Genomic DNA, 16,145 nt, shown 5'->3' on the forward strand with positions numbered 1-16,145 from the left:
CGACAGTGGGCTGCGGGGCAGCTCCGGACCGGCCGGGCCCAGAGACGAGCGCGGGCCTCGGGGGGACCGTCTCGGTTTCGCTCGGCCCGGCGCGCGATTCTGAGCGGGGTCTGTCCGGCTGCGCTGCATCGGGGCGGCCGGTCAGTGATCGCGTACCGAACCGCCGCGCCTGTTCTGTGGCTGTCCTGCCTGCGATCGGCCCAGTATGGGCGGCGGATGGACTTCGGCCGCGCTCATTCGGCACGGGGTGTTCCGGGCGGCGCGGCGGCTGTGGCCGGCGCAGCGGAGAAGTTTGCCCCGCAGACGCCGGGGCTGCAGCGGCCACAAAGATGTCCGATGGCAGACTTGCGTGGTGGCCGGGGCTTGGGTGTAGTATTGCTGGCACCTGGACATAGTCCAGGCGCGTTCAGCCCGACCCCCCGGGGCTGAACCCCGACGGCCCCAGCCTCCTCCCCCCCCGGCTGGGGCCGTCCTCTATTTTCGGGGACGGCTCGGTGGGCCGCGTGGCCTGGATGGTTGTCCACAGCCCGCGAGTTATCCACATTCGGCATCCTGCCCCTTCTTCCGCTGCTCGAGTTCAGCGACGCTGACCTGCATGAACCTTGCAGCACCTGAGTCGAGCGGGCCCCCGCCCGCCCTCGTGCTCATCGATGACGATCGGCTGCGTGACGAAGTCCGGCGGATCGCTGCGGCCGCCGAACGGGCACTCGACGAGCGGACCCAACCCGTCGGCCGACATGCCTGGACGGGCGCTCCGCTGGTGATCCTGGACACCCGTGCGGCGCAGGAGGCGGCCGCGGCCGGATATCTGCGCAGGACCGGCGTGGTGCTGGTAACCGACGGTGAGCCAGGTTTGCTCGACTGGCAGGCCGCCGCGTCGGTCGGCGCCGAGCGAGCTATCGCTCTGCCGGGCGCCGCGGTGGGGCTCATCGAGATGTTTGCTGAGTACGGCGAGCAGCGCGCGGGCGACGGCGTGGTGGTCGCCGTAGCAGGGGCGGGCGGCGGGGCCGGGGCGTCCACCCTCGCCGTCGCGATCGCGCTGCGCGCCGCCGCCGAAGGGTTCCGGCGCGAAACCTTGCTGGTCGATGGCGCACCCTTCGCCGGTGGTCTCGACCTGCTGCTCGGCATCGAGAACACGCCGGGCCTGCGCTGGCCCGAGCTGGTGGTGGAGGACGGGCGGGTGTCCGCTGCGGCGCTGCACGGCGCGCTGCCCGTCGCGGCGCCGGGGCTGGCGGTGTTGTCCTGCGGGCGCTGCGGTGCTGGGCGGTTGCCACGCGAACTCGGCCCGGCCGGAGTCCGCGCTGTGATCGAAGCAGGCCGTGCCGCAGGCGATTTCGTAGTTTGCGATATTTCGGGCGAGCGCGGGCCGCATGCCGACCAGATGCTCGACTCGGCGGATCTCGTGGTGCTGGTGGTTCCGGCGCGCCTGCGAGCAGTCGCCGCGGCCGAAGCGGTGGCCGCCCACATAGCGCGGCGAAACCCGAATCAGGGCTTGATCGTTCGCGGGCCCGCACCCGGCGGGCTACGCGGAGCCGAGGTCGCCGAGGTGCTCGGCCTTCCGCTGCTCGCCGCCGTCGGCGCTCAGGCCGGCTTGGCACACCGTCTGGAGCGCGGTGGGATTTCGCTCCGCCGCGGACCGCTGCGCGATGCCGCCGATGCCGTGCTCGGCGTGCTCAGCGCGGCACCCGGACAGCGGCGATGAGCGCCATACTGACCAGCGAGCTGCTGGACCGGGTACGCGAGCGGTTGGCCACCGAAACCGGCGATCCGGACCCGGCGCAGGTCGCCGCCGCGATCCGCGCCGAGGCGGGCGGGGTGCTGGGCGACACCGACCTGCTACGGGCGCTGCGGTTGTTGCAGACCGAGCTGACCGGCGCGGGCGTACTCGAACCGCTGCTGCACGATCCGCATGTCGCGGACGTTTTGGTCACCGGTCCGGACGCGGTCTGGATCGACCGCGGGCACGGTCTGGAGAAGACTTCCGTCACCTTCTCCGACGAGGCCGCGGTCCGGCGGCTGGCGCAGCGCTTGGCGCTGTCGGCGGGGCGGCGACTCGACGACGCGCAACCATGGGTGGACGGTCGGCTATCCGGAACGGGTGCGGCGCTCGGGGATTCGTTCGGGGTTCGTTTGCACGCGGTACTCGCGCCGGTCGCGCACGGTGGCACCTGTCTGTCGCTGCGCGTGCTCCGTCCGGCCACCCAGGGGCTGGACGCGCTCGCCGCGGCGGGTTCGGTGCCCGCCGCCGCGAAGCTGCTGCTGGAGCGGGTGGTCCGGGCGAGGCTGGCATTCCTCGTGGTCGGCGGCACCGGAGCTGGGAAGACGACGCTGCTGTCCGGTCTGCTCGCCACGGTGGATCCGTCCGAGCGGATCGTCTGCGTCGAGGATGCGGCCGAACTCGCGCCACCGCATCCCCACGTGGTCCGCTTGGTCGCCAGGACGGCGAATGTGGAGGGCGTCGGCGAGGTGACGGTGCGCGACCTGGTCCGTCAAGCGCTGCGCATGCGGCCGGACCGGATCGTGGTCGGCGAAGTCAGGGGCGCCGAGGTGGTGGACCTGCTGACCGCGCTGAACACCGGTCACGACGGCGGGGCGGGCACGGTGCACGCCAACTCGCCGCAAGAGGTCCCGGCCCGTCTGGAAGCCCTCGCCGCGCTGGGCGGAATGGATCGAGCGGCTCTGCACAGTCAACTCGCCGCCGCGGTGCAGGTCGTCCTGCATGTGCACCGCCGATCGGACGGCTCGCGCGGCCTGCGCGAGATCGGTCTGGTGCACCGCACCGATTCGGGGCGCGTGCGGATCACACCGGCTTGGCACGAGACGGGTGCGGCTCCGGCCGCCGCGGACCTGTCCAGCCTGCTCTCCGAGCGGCTCGACCGATGAGCGGTGCGGTGTTGTGCCTCGCGCTGGCGCTGCTCGTGGTGCCCGCCCCGCGATCCCGGCGCCGATTCGGTGAGCTGTTCACCGCGCCCGACCGGCCTCGAATGCCGCTGCGCGGAACCATCCTTCGGGTCGGTGCGGTCGCAGGCGTCGTGATTGCGCTCGTCGCCTTCGGGACGGGTCCGTTCCTCGCGGTCGGCGTGGTCGCCGGAACGGTTGGGCTGCGAGGCCGCCGGGCGGCGCGAGACCGGCGCAGGAATCTCGAGCGCGGACACCTGCTCGATGCGTTGGAGGCCGTGATAGCCGAATTGCGCGTGGGAGCCCACCCGAGCGCTGCCGCCGAGGTGGCCGCGCGCGAGGTGCAGGGCGAATCGGCGCACGCGTTCGCCGTCGGCGCCGCACGCAGCCGGCTCGGCGGCTCGGCGGCGGAGGGCCTGCGCCGCCCGGACTCGCCTGTGGCTGTCGAACTTTCCCGAGTCGCGGGCGCCTGGCAGGTGGCCGAGCAGCACGGTCTGGCACTGGCCGAATTGCTGTCGGCAGCGCGGACGGACCTCGCAGGACGCATTCGATTCCACGGCCGCACCACCGCCGCGCTGGCCGGTGCACGCGCCACCGCCGCGGTGCTGGCCTGCTTGCCGTTTCTCGGTATAGCGCTGGGCCAACTGATGGGTGCGTCGCCTCTGCACGTTCTCTTCGTCTCGTCCGCGGGAACGGTGTTGCTGCCGCTCGGTGCGGCGCTGGCCTGCGCGGGCTTGCTGTGGACCGATGCCATCACGCGAAAGGTGCTCGTATGAGATCGCTTTCGACGGACGGTCGAGGCCGGCCGAATATCCGGCAGCAGTCGCCGCGTTCGAGGGCATGGCCGATGGGCGAGGAGTTGAGGCTCGGAATGCCAGTCCGAGCGGCTGTTGTCGTCGCAGCCGTGGCCGGTGCCGCCGCGCGCGGCCTGGCGACGGTCCGTGCAGGTGGCTCTCGCGCAACAGGATCTGTGAGGAAGGCTGACGATGGCGCTCACCCAGGAGACGGCACTGCCATTGCTGTTGGTGGCGACCGCATTAGCGCTGCTGCCGGGACGGGTGGCCGTGCGCCGACGGCTGCATGCCCTCCGCGGAACACACCCCCGCGGACCGGCCGCGTCGTCGCGCCGCAGGAAGCGGGCGGCCGATGCACTGGCTGTCGCCTCGGTTCTCGACCTGCTGGCCGCCTGCCTGCGCGCCGGGCTTCCCATGGCCGCCGCGGCGCGGGCCGTGGCGCCGGAAGCCCCGGAATCAGTCGGCGAAGCTCTGCGCCGGGCAGCGGACTCGCTCGCCTTGGGCACCGACGCGGCCACGGCCTGGGAACAGGTCGCCCGGGATTCGAACGCGCGTCCCGGAACCGAGGAGATCGAGTCACTGGCCCGGATGGCACGCCGTTCTGCGCGGTCCGGATCGTCCTTGGCTGCTGCGGTCACGGAGCTGGCCGAGCAGCGTCGGTCGGCGGTCGAAGACTCGGCAGCCGCGAAGGCGGAGCGGGCAGGCGTCTTGATCGGCGGCCCCCTGGGGTTGTGTTTCCTTCCTGCCTTCGTCTGCCTCGGCATCGTCCCGGTTGTCATCGGCTTGGCGGGCCGAGTCCTCGACGGCGGTCTCCTGTAGCCGCAGTTCACGGTGTGGCTTTGCCGCATACGGTGCGGGCCCGACAGCGTGCATGCGGGGGGCTCGCACCGGTCCGGTGGGCTGCTGTGTACCGAGACGTGTGGGTGCCTCGCAGTGCGCGCAGGCAAGGGCGACATGCGCTCGTCCCTATGTCTCAGCTCTCACGCGAGGGTGGTCGTGGTGGTTTCGTGGCCGGCAGCCAGCAGCCTCACCGGTTCGTCGCCGATCTCCTGATGCCTCATCGAGCTGCGGCGGGCGATGCACGGTCGGGTGGCGGCACCTCGTTGTCCACCGGGCTGGATCCGGTGGGCGGCCGCCTCCATGCTCGCCGCTGCTGCCGGCATACGTCGGGGACTGCGCCGCACATCTGGTCTGCCTGCCTACGGTCCGGCAGTCCGGCGGTGTCCGGAGTCTTCGAGGTTCCGGTGCCCGCGCTGCGCGTTGTGTCATCGCAGGCGTTCTGCGGGTGCTGCCTCGCGCCTCCGGGTGCTCCTGTCGACGGGCAGGCGGTTGCGGTTCGCCCCCGCTCGGAGCGGGACGTGGGCGGTGGCCAGGGGAGGCCGGGACGGTGGTGTCCGGTGCCGCCGCGCACTGCACCGGAGGAAGCGTGCCCGTGCGGATCGGCCGCACGGGCCGGAAAGGAGGAATCGGGTGCGTATCGAGGGGGTCGCGAGGTCCGTGGGCCGAAGGCTGAGGGCTGTATATATGGGTCTGCGTGCGCGAGTGCTGCGGGCTGTGGTCGCGGAGGACGGCATGAGCACGGCGGAGTACGCGATCGGCACGATCGCGGCGGCGGCGTTCGGTGCCGTGCTCTACGGCGTGGTGACGGGCGACAGCATTGTGAACGCGCTGACGAAGATCATCGATCGGGCGCTCAACACGTCGGTGTAGCCGAGGCGCGACGGTGTCCTGCCGCGCCGGGACTGGGCGACGATCGGGGCGCGGTGACGGTCGAGGCCGCGCTCGCACTCACCGCGGTCGTCGCCACCGTCGTGCTCTGTCTCGGTGCTCTGCTGGCGGCGTCTACACAGGTCCGCTGTGTAGACGCCGCCCGTGAGGCGGCCCGCCTGGCCGCACGGGGCGATCATGCGAACGCCCTCCCCGCGGCGGAGCGCATCGCGCCACCGTCGGCCGACATCACGCTCCGCACCGAGGGCACCCGTGCCATAGCCGTGGTTTCCGCCCGAACACCGCTACTTCCCTTGCTCACCCTCCGCGCGGAAGCGGTCGCAGCCCTCGAACCTGGGGCTTCGAAGTGAAGGCGGCGCCGACGGTCGGGGCTGTGAGTCGAGGGTCCAACGAGGCCGCCGGCCGGGTTGTCTCGGCGTCAGCGTCGGTGGCGGTGTGACGTGAGAGGCCCCAGCACCCGTACTGAGGGCACCCGTACTGAGGCCGAGAGCATCGACCGATGCCGCCGGTCCGGCGCCTCCTGGCGTCAGCGTCGAGTCGTGGGTTGGGACGTGAGGAGCCCGAGCGACCGCAGCGAGGCCAGATCGGAGTCCGATGAGCGGTGTCCCCTGGTGCGGGGCAGGTCGGGGGTGTGACGTGAGAGACCCGAGCGACCTCAACGAGGCCGAAATCGGCGACCGATGCCGCCGGAACGGGCTCTCCCGGCGTCAGCGTCGGGCCGTGCGCAGTGACGTGGGAGGCCCGAGCCACCGCCCTGGGGCCGAGATCGGTGACCGAACGGTGTGCGGCGGTCGGCGGGTGTGCTCTGAGGACGGGTTGGCGACCGTTTTCGGGTGTCTCGCGCTCGTGGCATTGATCGGGGCGACGCTCCTGATCGCACAGGTGGGCTTCGTGGTGGTGGCGCGACATCGAGCGCAGGCAGCCGCGGATCTGGCGGCCCTCGCCGCGGCGGGCGCATTGGTCGAAGGAGTCGATCCCGCATGCGACGAGGCCGAAGAGCTGGCGCGGCGGATGGGCACACGAATCCGCGCGTGCGGCGCAACGGAGTGGGATGTCACGGTGACTGTGGAAAGGAATGTACCAATAGGTCTGTATGGCGATCGCGTCGTTCGGGCGAGCGCCCGAGCCGGACCGGTTGAAGAGTGACGGAGTTCGATACACACCCGCTCTTACGTCGCTTCCGGTAGCGGAAATCGGTAATACTACTGGCCGGTTAAATGGGGCTCGGGGAATTCCCCGCCGGAGTCCGGATATCAAAAACGAATGGATGCGCATGTCCGCAATGGAGGCGGTGGCAATAGTCTAGTTAACATGAATCTATTCCTTTTTATTCCGCCGGGGTGAAGCAGTGCCATTCCACTGGGACGTGTCCCAACGCCGCCGGCATGTTCGCTGGCAAGGTCGACAACCGGTCACGGGCCAGGCTCCGCGCTGTCACGAACCGAGCGAGGTGTCCTCATCGGCCGGCAGTTCGGCCAGGACTGCGGTGAGCAGGCGTGCCGCCGCCACCTTGTCCAGCGGGTGGTTGCCGTTGCCGCACTTGGGCGACTGGACGCAGGACGGGCAGCCTGCCGCGCAGCCGCATGACTCGATGGCCAGCCGCGTTGCCGAAAGCCACTGGCGTAGCTGGGCGAACCCGCGCTCGGCGAAACCCGCGCCGCCGGCTTGGCCGTCGTAGACGAAGACGGTGGGCAGCCCGGTGTCGGGATGTTCGGCGGTGGAAACACCGCCGATGTCCCAGCGGTCGCAGGTCGCCACCAGCGGCAACAGCCCGATCGCCGCGTGCTCGGCCGCGTGCAGGGCTCCGGGGACGTCCTGGGGTTCGATACCGGCCAGGGCCAACAACTCCGGTGTCACCGTGTACATGACCGCCCGGGTGGGCAGCGTCTGCGGTGGCAGATCCAGTTCGACCAGGTCGAGCACTTCGCCGGTGACCAGCGTGCGCAGGTAGCCGATTACTTGGCTGGTGACCCGCACCTGTGCCAGCCCAGCCGTCACGTGACCGTGGGCGCGGTGCTCGGTCACCGCGTCGACGGCGATCGAGGTCACCTGGCGTGCGTTGGTGGTCCACCCGGGCTCGGCGGCGTGCACGAAGGCCACGCCGTCCTCGAGATCCAGCTCGTCGACCACGTAGGTCTCGCCCTGATGGAGGTGAACGGCGCCCTGGTGCAGCGTCGCCCGGGCCCGCCCCGCGTCGGCGGTGCCGAGCAGCCTGCCGGTCTCGCCGTCCACGATGGCCACCGGAGCGCCGATCCCGCCCCGGACGTCGACCGCATCGTGCGGCTGGGTCTCCGCGGTCACGTACCAGCGCGCACGGTCTTCGGCTCCACGACGCCTGATCAGCCCTTTCGCGGATAGATCGCCGAGTACCTCGCGGGCGCCGAACTCGTCCACCTCGGCATCGGTGAGCGGAAGCTCGAGCGCGGCGCAGAGTAGTTGCGGCCCCAGCACATAGGGATTTCGTGGATCGGTGATGGCGGCCTCGACCGGCTTGTCCAGTAGCGCTTCGGGGTGGTGGACCAGGTAGGTGTCCAACGGATCGTCCCGCGCCACGAGCAGGACCAGTGATCCCTGGGTGCGTCGCCCCGCCCGCCCGGCTTGCTGCCAGAACGAGGCCACCGTCCCGGGAAAACCGGAGATGACCACGGCATCCAGCCCTGCGATATCCACGCCGAGCTCCAGCGCGTTGGTCGTCGCCGCGCCCAGTAGCGATCCGTCCGACAACGCCGCTTCCAGATCGCGCCGATCCTCCGCGAGATATCCCGCCCGATAGGACGCCACGCGCGCGGCCAAGTCGGGGTCCACCTCGGCCAACAGCCTTTTGGCTTCCATCGCGGTCAGCTCCGCGGCCCGGCGTGACCGGACGAAAGTCAAGGTCCGCGCCCCTTCGCCTACCAGATCCGCCATGATCCGCGCCGCTTCCGCGGTGGCCGCCCTGCGCACCGGTGCGCCGTTTTCGCCGGTCATCGCAGTGAGCAGGGGTGGTTCCCAGAGCGCGACCGTGCGTGGGCCCTGCGGTGATCCGTCTCGGGTGACCGCCACGCACGGCGCGCCGATCAGACGCGACGCGGCCGCCGCCGGCTCGGCCGATGTCGCCGAGCAGAGCACGAACACGGGATCCGCGCCGTATCGTGCGGCGATCCGCCGCAGCCTGCGCAGCACCAGCGCGACGTGCGAGCCGAAAACACCGCGATAGGCGTGGCATTCGTCGACCACCACGTAGCGCAGCTTGCGCAGCACGCGCGCCCAGCGCTGGTGTGACCGCAGTATGCCCAGGTGAAGCATGTCGGGGTTGGTGAAAACCCAGCGCGCGTTCGCGCGTACCCACTGGCGGATCTCGGCCGGGGTATCGCCGTCATAGGTGGCCGGATGGACATCACGCAGGGGACCTTCGTGGGTCAGCGCGCCGACCGCGCGCAGCTGATCGGCGCCGAGCGCCTTCGTCGGCGACAAATACAGCGCGGTGGCCTTCGGATCCGCTTGCAGCGCCGTGAGTACCGGCAACTGGTATCCGAGCGATTTGCCCGAGGCCGTCCCGGTGCTCACCACCACGTGCCGGTCGTGGAACGCCGAATCCGCCGTCTCCACTTGGTGGCGCCAGGGCTGGTCGATGCCGGTGTCGCGTAATGCCGCAATCACTTCCGGCGATGCCCAGGCGGGCCAGTCGGAGCGATCGGCGGCCCGTGCGGGCAGCTCGACCACATGGGTCAGCCGGGGGTCGCCAGCCGGTCCGCCGGCTAGGACACGATTCAGCAACGATGTCCCGTAGCTGAGGCCGGTTCGAGGCTGCGCGCGCAGCGCTGAGTCCGCCGGATTCACGAGGCGAACCCCGCAACACGCTCGGGAAGTGTGAAACGTGTGTGTCCGGGAAGCCCTACCTGCCATTTCGTTACCCAATAGCGACCTGGGTCACAGCTTCTTTGCTGAACGTCGACTCTGTTATCAGCGAGCAAACGAACCACAAGTCTGGATTCCACCATTGTGTCCCTCACCTGCGCATTCGCAAGATCAACTTTTTTGCAAATTGTCGGTAACTCGACTGTTGAATTGCCCGAAGACATGGTTCACTGGTTCCTGGTCGCAAGCTTCTGTGTTCGAGGGACGGATCCAAAGTCCAAACCGTCAGCAGGATCGATGTTGCGAACGGTGTGCTTGGTGCTTTCCTTGCAGGGGGAACCAACAGTACAGCGGTCGGAACGGACCCGGTGGACGAACCCAGTTGTCCGCCGTTCCGGTAAGAAAAGAGAAGGAACAGAATGGCACAGGGAACTGTGAAGTGGTTCAACGCGGAGAAGGGGTTCGGCTTCATCGCGCCGGAGGACGGCTCCGCTGACGTCTTCGTCCACTACTCCGAGATCCAGGGTTCGGGTTTCCGCACCCTCGAGGAGAACCAGAAGGTCGAGTTCGAGGTCGGCCAGGGCACCAAGGGCCCGCAGGCCACCGGAGTGCGTGCGCTCAGCTGAGCGGCGCAGGGATCCACAGCGCGTCCCTCACCACCGGCAACGGGGTGGGGGACGAGCTATATCTGGGGTAGTCACGGCCCGCGTGCGGCGGCGGAACGGCCCGCTGAGGACGCCGCGGCGCAAGTGTGGCGAAAAGACAAGGCATACTGATTCGAACTGACGCGCGTACGCTCAGTGGTTCGAGTCGCAAGCACTCGACCACACGCGGCGTCACGGTATAAACGTGTCTGGTGCGACGTTCAGCCGTCGCAGCCGCTTACCCCAGCCGCGCACAGCGGGAAACAACGCAGCGCGGGTCGATCAGGAAAGGTGTATTCGCCGGTGGCAACACGAGACCGCGGTGCAGCCGACCAGGGCCGTGCCCTGCGTCGTCTCGTGATCGTCGAGTCCCCGACCAAGGCCCGCAAGATCGCGCCGTACCTCGGTCGTAACTACACGGTCGAGGCGTCGGTCGGCCATATCCGGGATCTGCCGCGGGGTGCGGCGGACGTCCCGGCCAAGTACAAGGGCCAGTCCTGGGCGCGGCTCGGTGTCGACGTGGACAACGATTTCGAACCCATCTATGTCGTGAGCCCGGACAAGAAGGCCAAGGTCACCGAGCTCAAGAGCCTGCTGAAGGACGCCGACGAGCTCTATCTGGCCACCGACCCCGACCGCGAGGGCGAGGCGATCGCCTGGCACCTGCTGGAGACGCTCAAACCCAAGGTGCCGGTCCGGCGGATGGTGTTCCACGAGATCACCGAACCGGCCATCCAGGCCGCGGCCGCGGACACCCGCGATCTCGACAACGATCTGGTCGACGCGCAGGAGACCCGCCGCATCCTGGATCGGCTCTACGGCTACGAGGTCAGCCCGGTGCTGTGGAAGAAGGTCATGCCGCGGCTGTCGGCCGGCCGCGTGCAGTCGGTGGCCACCCGGGTGATCGTGCAGCGGGAGCGCGAGCGGATGGCGTTCCGTTCCGCCGAGTACTGGGACATCGCCGCCAAGCTGGACGCGGGTAACGGGGAGGGAACCGACGCCACCAACCCGAGGACTTTCGGTGCTCGGCTGGTTACCGTCGACGGGGCGCGGGTCGCCACCGGACGTGACTTCGGATCGGACGGGCAGCTGAAGTCGGTCAGCGGTGTCGTCGTATTGGACGAAGGCTACGCACGGCGGCTGGCGGAGGCGCTGGACGGCGCCGACCTGGTGGTCTCCTCGGCGGAGGCCAAGCCGTACACCCGCAAGCCGTATCCGCCGTTCATAACATCGACGCTGCAGCAGGAGGCGGGGCGCAAACTCCGTTTCACCTCCGAGCGGACCATGCGGGTCGCGCAGCGTCTGTACGAGAACGGCTACATCACCTACATGCGTACCGACTCGACCACGCTGTCGGAGTCGGCCATCGCCGCGGCCAGAGCGCAGGCGACTCAGCTCTACGGCGCCGAGTTCGTGCACCCGACCGCGCGCCAGTACAACCGCAAGGTGAAGAACGCGCAGGAGGCACACGAGGCGATCCGCCCGGCGGGCGACACTTTCGCCACGCCGGGTCAGCTGCACGCGCGCCTGGACAACGACGAGTTCCGGCTCTACGAACTCATCTGGCAGCGGACCGTCGCCTCCCAGATGGCCGATGCCAGGGGCACCACGCTGACGCTGCGCATCACCGGTGTCGCGGGCACCGGCGAGGAGTGCGTGTTCTCCGCCTCCGGCCGCACCATCACGTTCCCCGGTTTCCTGAAGGCCTACGTGGAGAGCGTCGACGAGGAGGCCGGCGGCCAGTCCGACGACGCCGAGTCCAGGCTGCCCGCGCTGGAGGAAGGCCAAGCGGTCACCGCGGTCGAGCTGAACCCCGACGGGCACAGCACCAACCCGCCCGCGCGCTACACCGAGGCGTCGCTGATCAAGACGCTCGAAGAGCTCGGCATCGGCCGTCCGTCGACGTATTCGTCGATCATCAAGACGATCCTCGATCGCGGCTACGTCTACAAGCGCGGCAGCGCGCTGGTGCCGTCGTGGGTGGCGTTCGCCGTGATCGGCCTGCTGGAAGAACATTTCGGCCGCCTGGTCGATTTCGACTTCACCGCCGCCATGGAGGACGACCTCGACGCCATCGCGGGTGGGCGCGAGCAGCGCGGAAACTGGTTGTCCAGCTTCTACTTCGGCGGCGACCACGGCGTGGAAGGCTCGGTCGCGCGGTCCGGCGGTCTGAAGAAGATGGTCGGGGAGCGGCTCGACGACATCGACGCGCGAGAAATCAACTCCATCAAGCTGTTCAGCGATTCCGCCGGACGCGACGTCGTCGTCCGGGTGGGCAAGTACGGGCCGTACCTGGAGCGGATGGTCGCGGATCCCGATGACCCCGAGGGCAAACCGGTGTCGCAGCGGGCCAACCTGCCCGACGACCTGCCGCCGGACGAGCTGACCCCCGAGGTCGCCGAGAAGCTGTTCGCGACGCCGCAGGAAGGGCGATCGCTCGGCGTGGACCCCGAGTCGGGGCACGAGATCGTCGCCAAGGAAGGGCGTTTCGGTCCGTACGTCACCGAGATCCTGCCCGAACCGCCGGTCGCCGCGGGGCAGGAACCCGCCAAGAAGACCGCGAAGAAAGCCGCGGCGCCCAAGCCGCGCACCGGTTCGCTCTTCAAGTCCATGGACCTGTCCACCATCACGCTCGAGGACGCGCTGAAGCTGCTGTCGCTGCCGCGCGTGGTCGGCGCCGACCCGGCCAGCGGTGAGGAGATCACCGCGCAGAACGGGCGGTACGGGCCCTACCTGAAGAAGGGCACCGACTCGCGGTCGCTGAACACCGAGGACCAGATCTTCACGGTGACGCTGGAGGAGGCGCTGAAGATCTACGCGGAGCCCAAGCGCCGTGGACGGCAGGCTTCGAGCGCCGCCCCGCTGCGTGAGCTCGGCGACGACTCGGCCACCGGCAAGCCCATGGTGATCAAGGACGGCCGCTTCGGCCCATATGTCACCGATGGCGAGACCAACGCGACCTTGCGCAAGGGCGACGAGATCGAGTCGATCACTCCCGAACGGGCCATGGAACTGCTCGCCGACCGTCGGGCGCGCGGACCGGTGAAGAAGGCGGCCAAGAAGACCGCCGCGAAGAAGGCGCCCGCCAAGAAGACCGCGGCCAAGAAGACGGCCGCGAAGAAGGCAACGACCACCACGAAGACGGTGGCGAAGAAGACCGCGGCGCAGAAGGCGACAGCAAAGAAGAGCGGCGTCGGGAAGTCGTGAGTTCTCGGCTCGTGGCCGTAGCCTGAGCGCCATGAGTACAGAACAGGAACGCGAGGATCTGATCGCGATGCTCGCCGACCAGCGCGCGCTTTTTCGCATCACCCTGCGTGGCGTCGACGATGAGCAGGCGCGGAAGCGGACCACGGTGAGCGAGCTGACCCTCGGCGGTCTGCTGCACCACCTGGTCAGCTGCGAACGGCACTGGACCTCGGTGATCGTGCAGCGGGACGAGAACGCGGAACTGGATCTCTCGAAGTTCGGCGGCGAGTACGTGATGGCCGCCGAGGAAACCGTCGCCGGTCTGCTGGCCACCTGGGACGAGGTCGCCGCGGCGACGGCGGAGTTGATCCGTTCGGTGGACAGCCTCGACAGCTCGATCCCGACGCCGACGGCGCCGTGGACTCCGGAGCGGATCTGGCAGTCGGTGCGCTACACGGTGCTGCACATTCTGCGGGAGATCGCGCACCACTCGGGCCACGCCGACATCATCCGCGAGGCGCTGGACGGGGCGAACAGCACAGCGCAGCGCGCCTCCTAGTCACGAACCCGGGTGAGTGGCGCCGTGGGTGCCGAGAATCGCAGCGGTCCGGCATCCGTAAGGCGCTGGGCGGCGCGAACAGCACAGCGTGCCTCCTAGTCACGCCAGCTGCGGCAAGCGGCGCCGTGGACCGTCGAGATCGCGGCGGTCCGGCATAGCTGTGCGGCCGAGGCGGGGTGTGTCCAGTGGAGCTGGGTGGTGTGTGGCTCAGCCGGGGTGCGGCTGAGTCGGGTGTGCGCGGCTGAGCCGGGCGTCGTGCGGTTGAGCCGGGGATGCGACTGAGCCGGGTGTGCGCGGCGCGGCCGGGCGTCGTGCGGCTGAGCCCGGGTTGTGCGCGGCGGTCGCGCGGCCGAGCCCGGGTAATGCGCGGTTGAGCCGGGGCGCGATCGTTGCACCGCGCTGATGCATCCGGACGATGCGGCGGCGCGGGAATTGCGGGAGGGTGAGCCGGTGACGGTGCGTTCCCGGACCGGGTCGATCGTGGCGCCGTTGGAGGTGCGGCAGGCCGGGTGGTGCGCGGCGGAGCTGGGCGGCGTGCGGCTGAGCCCGGGTAACGCTCGGTTGTCACGTAATGCGCAGCTGAGCCGGATCTGCGCGGTTGAGCCGGGTGGTGTGTGGCTGAGCCTGGGTGGTGCGCGGCCGAGTCGGACGTGCGGCGCGGCTTGGACGATCGGATCCACCCGCGACGCGTTCGGTTTGGTTGATTCGGTCATGACACGACCTCGTGGCCGAGGGCTTCGGCGACGGCGCGGCTGAGCCAGATGGTGTGACGCTGAGTGGGATATGCGGCGGAGCCGGATGATGTCCGGCAGAGCCGGGTGTGCGCGGCAGAGCCGGGCGGTGTGGTCGAGCCAGGTGTGCGTGGGCGCGTCGGCGGGTGGCGGGCGTGGTGTCCGAGACCGGCCGGGTTCTGTCGGGAGGGGCGGCTAGGGTGTACGGCGTGGCGGGTGTCTTCGATCGGTTGGTCGGCCAGGAGGCGGTCGAGTCCGAGCTGACTGCCGCCGCCGTCGCGGCGCGCGGGGGCACGGTCGACGGCGCGATGACGCATTCCTGGTTGTTCACCGGGCCGCCGGGGTCGGGCAGATCCGTTGCGGCGCTGTGCTTCGCGGCGGCATTGCAGTGCACCGACTCGGAAATACCCGGCTGCGGCAGCTGTCACGCCTGCACCACGACCATGGCGGGCACTCATGGCGACGTTCGCCGGGTGGTGCCCGAGGGGCTGAGCATCAGCACCAAGGAGATGCGCGAGATCGTGCAGGTGGCCTCGCGCAGGCCGAGTACGGGGCGCTGGCAGGTGGTGGTCATCGAGGATGCCGACCGGTTGACCGAGGCGGCGGGCAACGTGCTGCTCAAGGTCGTCGAGGAGCCGCCGGACCGGACGGTGTTCCTGCTCTGCGCGCCCTCGGTGGATCCGGAGGACATCTCGATCACGCTGCGCTCGCGCTGTCGGCATGTGCATCTGGTGACGCCTTCGGTGCCCGCCATCGCGCGGGTGCTGCGGGAACGCGACCAGCTCGACGAGAAGACTGCGAACTGGGCCGCTTCGATCAGCGGCGGGCACGTGGGCCGTGCCCGCAGGCTCGCCACCGACGAGGAGGCGCGAGCCCGCCGTCGGCGCGCGCTGGCGTTGGTCACGGCGTCCGGAAAACCGGGTGCGGCCTACGCCGCCGCCGACGAACTGGTACGCGCGGCCGACGACGAGGCCAAGCAGATGAGCGCGTCCCGCGACGAACGCGAGCGTGCGGAACTGGCCACCGCGCTGGGCGCGGGCGGCACCGGCAAGGGCGCGGCGAGCGCCACCCGCGGCTCCGCCGGCGTTCTCAAAGATCTGGAGCGGCGGCAGAAATCGCGCGCGACCCGTACCGGCCGCGACGCGCTCGATCGCGCCCTCATCGACGTGGCCGGCGTCTACCGGGACGCGCTGGCCGTCCGATTCGGCGCTACCCGCCTCGGCTCCGGCATCGCGCTCACCCACCCGGACCTGTCCGACGAGATCTACGATCTGGCCGAGCGGGTGCGCCCCGAGGGCCTGCTGAAATCCATCGAGGCCGTCCTCGCCTGCCGCGAAGCCCTCGACCTGAACGTCAAACCTCGTTTCGCCCTCGCCGCCATGACCGCCGCCCTCATCGCGGTCCGCGCCCAATGACCGAGCTCATGAGCTATCGCGGATCGACCGACAGTTCCCTGTCCTCCACCTAGTGGGATCGGCACGTGGACGGGGTGTTGATAGAGCCCGTGGGCATTGTGGACGGCTTCAGGGCCGATGCGCCGCCGTGCAAAGGCGTCCGTGCCTGCTGTTGAGGTAACCTCTCCACGGCCCGGGCTGGTCTTCCGCTATTCAGCACGGTGTCGGCGACTGCGCCGAGTCGGCTGCGGAAGCCCGGCGGTCTCGGCGACTGCGTGCTGTGTGCGGCGCACTGCCTATTTACGGGCCGCATCGCCGATAAGACGGATCTGCTTCGTAGTGCAAGCTGTCTCGGTGGCAATTCTCGGGAAAGG

The 16,145-nt window shown here is 69.7% G+C and carries 13 protein-coding genes; 12 read left to right on the top strand and 1 reads right to left on the bottom strand.

All coding sequences use genetic code 11. The features are described from left to right. The first annotated feature begins 595 nt into the window (after positions 1-595). The 7 genes from ssd to LTT66_RS14570 all read left to right on the top strand — a co-directional run bounded on the left by ssd (position 596) and on the right by LTT66_RS14570 (position 6,566). The gene (gene ssd, locus LTT66_RS14540) at positions 596-1,702 is read left to right on the top strand and encodes a septum site-determining protein Ssd (RefSeq protein ID WP_233067650.1); all 1,107 of its coding nucleotides are present in this window, start codon (positions 596-598) and stop codon (positions 1,700-1,702) included. Beyond that, a complete protein-coding gene (locus LTT66_RS14545) occupies positions 1,699-2,883 on the top strand; it encodes a TadA family conjugal transfer-associated ATPase (protein WP_233067652.1) in 1,185 nt (394 codons plus the stop codon). Before ssd ends, LTT66_RS14545 begins: the two co-directional genes overlap by 4 nt. Then, positions 2,880-3,674: a type II secretion system F family protein gene (locus LTT66_RS14550; RefSeq protein WP_233067655.1), complete on the top strand. Its 795-nt coding sequence runs from the start codon at positions 2,880-2,882 to the stop codon at positions 3,672-3,674. The genes LTT66_RS14545 and LTT66_RS14550 overlap by 4 nt, the downstream gene beginning before the upstream one ends. Before the next feature lie 210 nt (positions 3,675-3,884). Continuing rightward, the gene (locus LTT66_RS14555) at positions 3,885-4,511 is read left to right on the top strand and encodes a type II secretion system F family protein (RefSeq protein WP_233067657.1); all 627 of its coding nucleotides are present in this window, start codon (positions 3,885-3,887) and stop codon (positions 4,509-4,511) included. Positions 4,512-5,216: 705 nt separating this feature from the next. Continuing rightward, entirely contained in the window at positions 5,217-5,402 is a 186-nt protein-coding gene (locus tag LTT66_RS14560) for a DUF4244 domain-containing protein (RefSeq protein WP_174189666.1), read from the top strand. A gap of 53 nt (positions 5,403-5,455) precedes the next feature. After that, positions 5,456-5,770 carry a TadE family type IV pilus minor pilin gene (locus LTT66_RS14565; RefSeq protein ID WP_233067660.1) on the top strand — a complete coding sequence of 105 codons (315 nt, stop codon included), beginning with the start codon at positions 5,456-5,458 and terminating at the stop codon, positions 5,768-5,770. A 466-nt stretch (positions 5,771-6,236) separates the two neighbouring features. Beyond that, positions 6,237-6,566, top strand: a complete 330-nt coding sequence (locus tag LTT66_RS14570; protein WP_332909684.1) for an Rv3654c family TadE-like protein — start codon at positions 6,237-6,239, stop codon at positions 6,564-6,566. A 288-nt stretch (positions 6,567-6,854) separates the two neighbouring features. On the opposite strand, the gene LTT66_RS14575 is transcribed toward LTT66_RS14570, so the two are convergent. Next, positions 6,855-9,176: a DEAD/DEAH box helicase gene (locus LTT66_RS14575; protein ID WP_233067664.1), complete on the bottom strand. Its 2,322-nt coding sequence runs from the start codon at positions 9,174-9,176 to the stop codon at positions 6,855-6,857. A gap of 500 nt (positions 9,177-9,676) precedes the next feature. Here LTT66_RS14575 and LTT66_RS14580 point away from each other — a divergent pair, with 500 nt between their 5' ends. The 5 genes from LTT66_RS14580 to LTT66_RS14600 all read left to right on the top strand — a co-directional run bounded on the left by LTT66_RS14580 (position 9,677) and on the right by LTT66_RS14600 (position 15,792). After that, on the top strand, positions 9,677-9,883 hold the full coding sequence (locus LTT66_RS14580; protein WP_011206895.1) for a cold-shock protein: 207 nt from the start codon (positions 9,677-9,679) through the stop codon (positions 9,881-9,883). A gap of 321 nt (positions 9,884-10,204) precedes the next feature. Beyond that, positions 10,205-13,108, top strand: a complete 2,904-nt coding sequence (gene topA / locus LTT66_RS14585) for a type I DNA topoisomerase (protein WP_233067666.1) — start codon at positions 10,205-10,207, stop codon at positions 13,106-13,108. A 31-nt stretch (positions 13,109-13,139) separates the two neighbouring features. After that, on the top strand, positions 13,140-13,646 hold the full coding sequence (locus LTT66_RS14590) for a mycothiol transferase (RefSeq protein WP_233067668.1): 507 nt from the start codon (positions 13,140-13,142) through the stop codon (positions 13,644-13,646). A gap of 402 nt (positions 13,647-14,048) precedes the next feature. After that, a complete protein-coding gene (locus tag LTT66_RS14595) occupies positions 14,049-14,402 on the top strand; it encodes a molybdopterin dinucleotide binding domain-containing protein (RefSeq protein WP_233067670.1) in 354 nt (117 codons plus the stop codon). A gap of 184 nt (positions 14,403-14,586) precedes the next feature. Further along, positions 14,587-15,792, top strand: coding sequence for a DNA polymerase III subunit delta' (locus tag LTT66_RS14600; protein ID WP_233067673.1), 1,206 nt, complete (start codon positions 14,587-14,589; stop codon positions 15,790-15,792). Positions 15,793-16,145: the final 353 nt, after the last annotated feature.

Origin of the sequence: Nocardia gipuzkoensis (genome assembly GCF_021183645.1) — a bacterium.
GTDB lineage: Bacteria > Actinomycetota > Actinomycetes > Mycobacteriales > Mycobacteriaceae > Nocardia > Nocardia abscessus.

Excerpts from the sequence above, each read along its gene's own strand:
- LTT66_RS14550 (WP_233067655.1), top strand. The coding sequence starts at position 2,880 with ATGAGCGGTGCGGTGTTGTGCCTCGCGCTGGCGCTGCTCGTGGTGCCC.
- LTT66_RS14580 (WP_011206895.1), top strand. The coding sequence starts at position 9,677 with ATGGCACAGGGAACTGTGAAGTGGTTCAACGCGGAGAAGGGGTTCGGC.
- LTT66_RS14560 (WP_174189666.1), top strand. The coding sequence starts at position 5,217 with ATGGGTCTGCGTGCGCGAGTGCTGCGGGCTGTGGTCGCGGAGGACGGC.
- LTT66_RS14555 (WP_233067657.1), top strand. The coding sequence starts at position 3,885 with ATGGCGCTCACCCAGGAGACGGCACTGCCATTGCTGTTGGTGGCGACC.
- LTT66_RS14590 (WP_233067668.1), top strand. The coding sequence starts at position 13,140 with ATGAGTACAGAACAGGAACGCGAGGATCTGATCGCGATGCTCGCCGAC.
- ssd (WP_233067650.1), top strand. The coding sequence starts at position 596 with ATGAACCTTGCAGCACCTGAGTCGAGCGGGCCCCCGCCCGCCCTCGTG.
- LTT66_RS14595 (WP_233067670.1), top strand. The coding sequence starts at position 14,049 with ATGCATCCGGACGATGCGGCGGCGCGGGAATTGCGGGAGGGTGAGCCG.
- LTT66_RS14545 (WP_233067652.1), top strand. The coding sequence starts at position 1,699 with ATGAGCGCCATACTGACCAGCGAGCTGCTGGACCGGGTACGCGAGCGG.